Origin of the sequence: uncultured Photobacterium sp., from assembly GCF_947039875.1 — a bacterium.
Classification (GTDB): Bacteria; Pseudomonadota; Gammaproteobacteria; order Enterobacterales; family Vibrionaceae; genus Photobacterium.
In genome coordinates this window covers 29,971-38,017 of record NZ_CAMRAN010000037.1, presented here as the reverse complement: position 1 = coordinate 38,017, position 8,047 = coordinate 29,971, and the positions used below count along the sequence as shown (strand labels likewise).

The following is an 8,047-nucleotide window of genomic DNA, read 5'->3' as shown; positions in this document are numbered from 1 at the left end:
AAACCCAACTCTCTGGCTTCGGCAAGGGTTAACCCACTGGCTTGAATATCGCGTAGCATCTCAATACGTCGTCGTGCAGCACCTTGCTGCTTCTTGCTATCTGCGATGTTGGTCGCCGAATCGTCTTTGTGTTCCCACTTAGATGAAACGGAAGAAATTTCTGAATAATCGATAGAGTTAATAGACACAATACCCTCCTAAAGAAACCTGTGTCGACATGCAGTACTTAGTATCAAAGGTTTTTAATTGAAAAAAGCATATAACAACAACTTTGTGAACAAGACCATATTCGTAATAAAATAATCAAAAAACACTAGTAATAGATCTATTTATTGCGTAGTTTTGATCATTCGTGCCTTACAAAGAATCCATGCTTAAACGCAAAGATTTATTTCACTATGTCGTCTTTTTGCCTCATGCCTTTATGTACTTTTATCTACAAAACACCCTACTAAGTTCATAACGTCACGTTAATACCATTAGAAGTAAAAATAATTAACGATATAAACAGTTAATGCACTTCGTTGTTTCACTATTAACAACAGATTAGGTATCATTTTACAGTCTAAAATGTGAAACTTTACATTACAAAAATTTACCTATAGCTCGCTATCTAAAAAGCGTACCGTAATAAGATAGCTTTAATTAAGGTCTACTATTATGAATGCAATGTCATCTGAACGTGCACAACCAGGTGCTTTATCAAATCCAAATACGTTTGCTGAATATCTCACTTTTGTTTTTAAGACAGATGCTAATCCAGAAGCGGTAGCTGACGCTTTTGCGAAAATTCAGATCATTGAAAAATCCATTGGGCAAAAAGACGCAACCGCAGACCTTAGCTTTACAATTGGTGTGTCTCACCATGGTTGGTCAACTGCTTTCCCTACAACACCAGCACCAGCTTTACTTAAAGATTTTGAAGCAATGGTTGATGGCGAACGCCAATTCCCAAGTACGCCTGGTGATGTGTTTATCATGATTAAATCTGAGCGTATGGATTTAAACTACCAAGCAGCTAAATATTTAGCGGTGGCTTTTGCAGATGTGGCAACATTAATTGAAGATATTCAAGGTTTTAAATACCTTGATAGCCGCGATATGATTGACTTTGTAGATGGCACTGAAAACCCTAAAAATGAATCTCGCATGAAAGCGGTATTAGTGGTTGATGATCTTGATATTCACCAAGGCGGTAGTTATTTAACAGTCCAACGTTATATTGACCGTCAAGGCCTATGGGACAAACAGTCTACTGAATACCAAGAGCAAGTGATCGGCCGAACTAAACTTGATGATATTGAACTTGATGATGATGTGAAACCTGTATGGGCACACAACAATAAGAGTAAAGTTATCGTTGATGATAAAGAAATCAAAATGCTACGCCAAAACCGCCCTTACGGTAATGCAATGGAACATGGCACCATGTTTATTGGCTTAACTGCATCACCGGTTACGATAAGCACCTCATTACAACAAATGATCTTTGCTGACAGTAATGGTCATTACGACCGCCTACTTGATTTTGTTGAAGCGAAAACAGGTACTAACTACTTTATCGTTTCTCAAACATTATTAGACACTTTTGCTGACTAATCTTATCTAATAATCAGTAAATCTTTCAGCCCATTAGCGTTTATCGTCAATGGGCTGATTTCGTAATAGCACCAATAACAATATAATGAGCGAGATAAATCAGCGTAAGTAAATCTTTGTTATCACTAACTCATTGAATCTATTAATGCTCCTTTTATTTAACAGAATAATGGCTTGCTTCCTAACAATTTCTGTTGTCCCCTATAGACTTACTTATTATTAGCGCTTTTTTATCACGTCGATAAAAAAGTATTTCCTCTGGGGGCCAGAATGTACAACACCCTTTTTTCTCGTGTATCACTCGCTGCAGTTATTGCTGTTGTTGCGGGTTGTAGTTCAACACCACCACCACTGCCAACACCGGCACCTGATTACAGTTTTAAAGCAGCAGCCCAAAAATTTATCGCTGCCGATAGCACACGTAGTAATGGCACTGTTGTTGATAAAGGGATGTTTTATCCGAAAGAAACTTTTGCTTATAGCTACCGTTATTGCTCCAATAGCGATCAACAAGCACAACAGGATATGGCACAATTTAATCAATTAGCCGCCAAGACTTGCTCAATTAATAAAGGTTCACTGGTCAATTTAGAGACAGGTACATGGTGTGTTCAACATCCTAATACTGCTCAAGAAACCCCTCTTTTTGCTGCACGCATTTCTTCCATTGATCTGTGGACCGACATCTGTTCTGGTGGACCGTTCGTCACCATGCGTATTATTGAAAATCGTGATATTCCACAATCAGCATGGGTAGATGGTGCAACCTTATTAGGCTATCAACCTTATTCAGTGCATCGTACATTAATGACATCTAAAGCCATTGAGCACCTTGATGACGTTACTCCGCTACCCACAGAAGAAGCATGGACTGAAGAGACGACCTTTATTACGACTCATGTAGGTGAAACTGTCTGTATGTATAAAAAATCAAAAGACGATGCTTACGGTGTGACATATAAAGGTAAGATTGAAAGCGTAAAGAATAACCGAGTACGTGTACTTGCAACACGTAAGATAAAGGGCGATGTGCGTATTGCCCCTATATCAACACCATTGCCGTGGCACAAACAAGCCATCATAGAAGCAGATGCTAAATCTTGGTTCATTTGTCAGTAAAACTAGCTTATTTATCAATTAATTAGCTTATACTATCAAAATAATAACGGCTGTATTTAGTCAATAAATACAGCCGTTATTTTGTATTCTATCGCTATATTTTGATACTTTTAATCGATTTACACTATAAATTGATTAAAAAAAGCCAACGTTTCACTGAGTGCCTGGTTACGTATTGCGTCTTTTTCCATTAAAATTTCATGACGCGCATTACGTATGACTTTCATGTGACAGTGTTTATTCTGGCCACAAAACCGATGATGACTATTATTATCAACTATCGTGTCACTACCCGCTTGCAATAAAAGTACGGGGATCTCTATTTTTTCAACATCACGAATGCAATGATCAGCCGCTTCAATGGCTTGCCATAACCAGCGAGGGCTTGGACCACCAATCCGTAATTCTGGATGGAGCTGATATAAATGCTTAGCCCAAACATAGCGTAATTTACTTTGACACAAGGTGTTATTTTCAAATGGCTCTTCATGGTATGGCTTTTGCCCTAGCACATACGATGGCTCATGTTGATAATGTTCCATGATCTTGGCAATGGATGATGCCACCAGCTTTAACGGTACTGGCATATGAATGCCAAACATCGGGGCATTCAGTACTACCGCATCAAATTGGCTATTATATTTTTCTAAATAAAGCGTGGTGATTGCACCACCCATTGAGTGAGCCAATAAAAAGCGGTGTTGGTATGTTTTTTCTTTATCTACAACTATAGTGACAAAATCATTTAAATCATCAACATAGTCATCAAAATCATTAACATGCCCTAATTCAGGATCTGTCGTTAAGCGTCCAGAGGCACCTTGGCCTCGATGATCATAGCCATAAACATCATAGCCTTGTCGTGAAAATTCAAAGAAAATTTCTTGGTACTTCCAAAAGCTTTCATTACGTCCATTTATAATCACAATGCAACGGGTATTTATGGGGTTAGTTACGCTAATCCACTGGATCTGAACGCCATCTTTACCACTAAATGCACTTTGCTTACGATGTAACCACATACTATGAACGTCATTTTCCATTAACTGTGTAAACACCGACTCCTTGGTTGAAAATTCAACATTACTCTGGTTCATTTATTAGCAACTTCTTAGTAAAAGCTCCTCAAATATGTCATTGCATAATGGCACCATTTGAATATCAACATTAAGCATATTTCATTAAATCAACGTTCTCTGTGTCATGCTTATAGTCTGTTTTATAAGGAGCATCTTTGATATTAATATGACGACCAACGGTATTTAAAAAATATTTACCTGATTGATGCCCTAAGTGATAATCCATATCAAGTGATGCCAAATCACTGCCGATCATTTTTGAACTCAACAGCTTTTCCGGATGAATTTCAAAAATAGTAACATCATCGGGCGGATTACTTAAAAAATCTTGGGTCTTACGGTAATTATCTTCATGCTCCAACAACATTTCAATCATCCCCGCAGCTTTAGAATGCCCTAAAGCACGACGAATATTAGTCATCCAACAATGATCAAATGATGTATCAATTGGTACAGTTCGTATTACGACAATATGACGATAACCACGTTCATATGCTTCTTGTACTGGAATCGGTGCACATAAACCGCCATCAACCCAAAATTCATTTTGAGAAAATATCGGTTGTTTATTTAACACTGGCACAGCACAAGACGCTTTTAATGCCAGCGACCAGTTATCACTATTTAAGTTAAAATATGCGGCTTGATGGCTCGTAATACCGCTTGCTGAGGCTAATACTGTACGTGAACGCATATTTTCACGCCCTTGTTGCCAATCAAGCTCAAAGCTGGTGCGAGTTTGTTTCATTAACCAATCAAGATCTAACCCTTCACGGCCAAAAATAAATCGATAAACATCAAAAAAATGATGATCTGTTGTCGCTTGAGTGATCACACGATATGCATGTTTATATTGACCACAGATATACGATGCTAAATTCAGTGATCCAGCTGAGGTGCCCACCATCAACGAAAATGGATTAAAATTAGCTTCTAAAAAAGCATCTAAGACACCCGCAGTAAAAATACCACGCTGGCCACCGCCTTCGGTAACCAATGCTATTTTAGAAATGTCACTTGAATCGAAGGAAAATCCGTCGATATTTTGTATTGCATAAGAGATGTGTTTACCAGTCATAACATTATTACTTTTCTGCGGCCATTTGTCATACAAATTAATTTGTAAAGAGGACAGTATAGTCACTGCTGGGTTAAGTATAAATTACTCAAAATAATAACTGATATTCTAAATATGAGCCGCTTGACCCAGTATAAATAAGCAAAGTTATATAATTATTCAGTCATATAGGGTAAAAATATTTTATGGACATTAACCTGTGCTTTTAGCTTTGCCGCTAATAAGTAAAGTCCACCTAGTTTACGGTGTAAAAAAATAGCGTCGGCGGGTGGCGTATGCCAATAGCCTTGTTTCATGCTTAACTGTTGACCCGCATTACGAATACGATGCACCATATCAGACTGGCCAAAATCATACACGCCTTGATATTTCAAAGGCTCACACGCTTCTAAACACAGCGCTAATAATGCTTGTTGTGCTTGAGGTTCTATCGGTTGTGAAAAAAAACCAATCTGTTTTAATGCCGCTAACATTTGCGATTGGTCATCGACTACAGCCCCGGCCATCAATTGACGATAACCTTCCGCTATCGTGACGGGATAAACGCGTGTTGCCCCAAAATCAAGTAACACTAATTGTTGAGTTTCAATATCATAATGATAATTAGCAAAATTAGGATCTGTCTGTACTAACCTAAATTCAAACACTTCCCTAAACATGAGGTGAAAGGCTAGCTCAATAACATGATCACGCACAGCCTGTGGTTGCTGTACCAATTTATCAACCTCAATCCCCCCAACAAATGTCATCGCAAGAATATGTTGTGTTGTCAGATCATCAGCAATATCAGGTAAAACATAGCGTGCATCAGAGGCTAATAATTGGCGGTATTGCTTTACATATTGCGCTTCAAGTAAATAATCGGCTTCTGCATAAAGTTGCTTTTTAGCTTCATTCAACAATTCAGAAGCATCTATCTGCTTAGGCACTAACCCACTAATATTCAATAATGTCGCGACGTTATTTACATCACTATCAATACTTTTATTGATCCCTGGATATTGGATTTTCAATGCCAGCAGGCGTCCATCAACGGTTGTGGCTTTATGAACTTGTCCGATAGAGGCCGCGGCAATGGGATAGAATGAAAACTGACTAAATTGCAGCTGCCAATCATTACCCCACTGCTGTTCAAGTGAATGATTGAGTTGGCTTATCGGCATTGGTTTGGCATTTGCCTGCAAACGGGACAATAATTCAGTTAACTGAGGCGGTAATAAATCACCGCTGTCCATGGATAATAATTGACCTACTTTCATTGCTGCACCGCGTAAATCCGCTAATTGGTCAGCAACACGTTTGACGTTATTGGGCGTTAAAATCAATTCGCTAATATGTGGTCTATGCCCTGTTGCAAGTTGCTTGGCTCCCTCGGCAACCATACCTGAAGCGACTCGCGTGGCTAATGAACCCAGTTTGGCTAAGCGTGATAATCGACTGCTTGGTACTTTTGAATATTTTTTTTTATCATTCATTTATCGACTCTTTATTCTGAGCAGCTATCTTTCTTAATCTTTGATGACTACTGATAATAGTATCACAAAAGACCTAATCGAACTCTGATACAAAATAACGATAAGCAGTCAAAAAAAAGGCCGATAACACTCGCTAAAATAGCTCACATTATCGGCCGTTTCTAACAGAGTAAATTAATCGTATTCAGGTTCATTACGATTTTTAAAATTCACCAATAGGCCGAGCACTAACACCACGACGGTTACAATGAAAATTGATTGGAACACATGGTGATATTGTGTCGCTGAAGCGATTAAATCTGCTGTATTGGTTAATTGTGTACCTGTTGATGTTAATTCTGCAATATTTGCTGCTAAATAGTTAGCAACTGAGCCCCCCATTAGCATATAGATACCTGCAACTGTGCCCGTAGCACCTTGAGGATTCATACGTGTAATCGCAGACAATGCCACTGGGTCAATAAACAGTTCAGCAATACCAATTAAGAATAGACCAATAAATAGCCATAGGAATGTTGTATGTCCACTAACCATGGCTAATTTAGATGATAATGTAATTAAGCTAAATCCAGCAGTTAGCAAAAACAGCCCCATATTCAGTTTCGTTAAAGTGCGTACTGAAATTTGACGAGCGGCTAATACTTTCCACAACCATGCCACCGCAATACCGCCAACAATAACCGCCACAGGGTTCACTGATTGGAAGAATGCGGTTGGAATGTGGTATCCAAAGATATCGGTATCAATGTTACGTTCAATAAACAAGCTGATAGAACTACCACCTTGCTGATCGAATGCCCAAAACACCATACCAAATAACATAAAGTAGATAATGGCATTTAATTTCTTACGATCTTCGGTACTACTCTTGCGGTATAAACGGAACATCTGTAACGCAGAGAACGCTAAAATAACCGCAAGAATATAACCGGCTAATAAATCTTGTAGCACAAAAACCAGACCAGCAGCGCATACAATCACACCAAGAATGATCAGTTGCCAGTGGCTAAAACCTGCCGTCTTTTTACGTAATGCTGGTAGGTTAGCTTTTTGTACGTGTTTAAAGTGCTTACGGCCAGTACTAAAGATGATTAAGCCAATAAGCATACCAATGCCTGCGAGTGCAAAACCTACGTTCCAGCCCCAACGGCTCGCGGCATAACCACAAAATATAGGAGCTAGTGCTGAACCAACATTACCGCCAATATAAGAAATGGAAAAGCCAGATTCACGCGCATCTTCATGATCTTTATATAACTCACCCAATAGACAGCTTGAGTTAGTTTTAAAAAAACCATAACCACAAATGATCAATGCAAGTGCAGCATAAAGCACTGTATTGTCATGGCTTGGAATACTCAACACTGCGTGCCCAGCAACCATTAATGAACCACCAATAATAACTGACCAATAGTTACCTAAATAACGGTCAGCTAAATAGCCACCTAAAATAGGGGTAACATAAACTAGTGACGTATAAGCACCATAAAGGGCATACGCATGGTCGTCAGACATTAAAAGTTTTTGAGTTAAAAAGAGGATTAATAACGACCGCATGCCGTAATAACTAAAGAATTCCCACATCTGTATTGCAATGAGGTGAAAAAGCCCTTTTGGCTGAGAGGATAATTGCATATTGTTTCCTAATAAAGGGGCCATATAGGCTAACGGTAATAATTGTTATTTGATTTGAAATA

Annotated in this window: 7 protein-coding genes; 2 read left to right on the top strand and 5 right to left on the bottom strand. The window is 38.7% G+C overall.

Going from position 1 to position 8,047, the window contains the following annotated elements; genetic code table 11:
• A partial coding sequence (locus tag Q0V26_RS13080; protein WP_297482191.1) for a hypothetical protein occupies positions 1–188 on the bottom strand: 188 nt, incomplete at its 3' end.
• A 472-nt stretch (positions 189–660) separates the two neighbouring features.
• On the opposite strand from Q0V26_RS13080, the gene Q0V26_RS13075 reads away from it, so the two are divergent.
• A complete protein-coding gene (locus tag Q0V26_RS13075; RefSeq protein WP_297482188.1) occupies positions 661–1,599 on the top strand; it encodes a Dyp-type peroxidase in 939 nt (312 codons plus the stop codon).
• A gap of 270 nt (positions 1,600–1,869) precedes the next feature.
• Positions 1,870–2,718 (top strand): hypothetical protein, encoded by an 849-nt coding sequence (locus Q0V26_RS13070; RefSeq protein ID WP_297482185.1) that lies wholly within the window; start codon positions 1,870–1,872, stop codon positions 2,716–2,718.
• Positions 2,719–2,837: 119 nt separating this feature from the next.
• On the opposite strand, the gene Q0V26_RS13065 is transcribed toward Q0V26_RS13070, so the two are convergent.
• The 4 genes from Q0V26_RS13065 to Q0V26_RS13050 all read right to left on the bottom strand — a co-directional run bounded on the left by Q0V26_RS13065 (position 2,838) and on the right by Q0V26_RS13050 (position 7,985).
• On the bottom strand, positions 2,838–3,815 hold the full coding sequence (locus Q0V26_RS13065) for an alpha/beta fold hydrolase (protein ID WP_297482183.1): 978 nt from the start codon (positions 3,813–3,815) through the stop codon (positions 2,838–2,840).
• A 70-nt stretch (positions 3,816–3,885) separates the two neighbouring features.
• Positions 3,886–4,875 (bottom strand): patatin family protein, encoded by a 990-nt coding sequence (locus Q0V26_RS13060; RefSeq protein WP_297482180.1) that lies wholly within the window; start codon positions 4,873–4,875, stop codon positions 3,886–3,888.
• Between the two features lie 155 nt (positions 4,876–5,030).
• Positions 5,031–6,350 carry an AarF/UbiB family protein gene (locus Q0V26_RS13055; RefSeq protein ID WP_297482177.1) on the bottom strand — a complete coding sequence of 440 codons (1,320 nt, stop codon included), beginning with the start codon at positions 6,348–6,350 and terminating at the stop codon, positions 5,031–5,033.
• A 174-nt stretch (positions 6,351–6,524) separates the two neighbouring features.
• Positions 6,525–7,985 carry an oligopeptide:H+ symporter gene (locus tag Q0V26_RS13050; RefSeq protein ID WP_297482174.1) on the bottom strand — a complete coding sequence of 487 codons (1,461 nt, stop codon included), beginning with the start codon at positions 7,983–7,985 and terminating at the stop codon, positions 6,525–6,527.
• Positions 7,986–8,047: the final 62 nt, after the last annotated feature.

Coding starts and splice junctions, on each gene's coding strand:
- Q0V26_RS13050 (WP_297482174.1), bottom strand. CDS start 7,985: ATGCAATTATCCTCTCAGCCAAAAGGGCTTTTTCACCTCATTGCAATA.
- Q0V26_RS13075 (WP_297482188.1), top strand. CDS start 661: ATGAATGCAATGTCATCTGAACGTGCACAACCAGGTGCTTTATCAAAT.
- Q0V26_RS13060 (WP_297482180.1), bottom strand. CDS start 4,875: ATGACTGGTAAACACATCTCTTATGCAATACAAAATATCGACGGATTT.
- Q0V26_RS13055 (WP_297482177.1), bottom strand. CDS start 6,350: ATGAATGATAAAAAAAAATATTCAAAAGTACCAAGCAGTCGATTATCA.
- Q0V26_RS13070 (WP_297482185.1), top strand. CDS start 1,870: ATGTACAACACCCTTTTTTCTCGTGTATCACTCGCTGCAGTTATTGCT.
- Q0V26_RS13065 (WP_297482183.1), bottom strand. CDS start 3,815: ATGAACCAGAGTAATGTTGAATTTTCAACCAAGGAGTCGGTGTTTACA.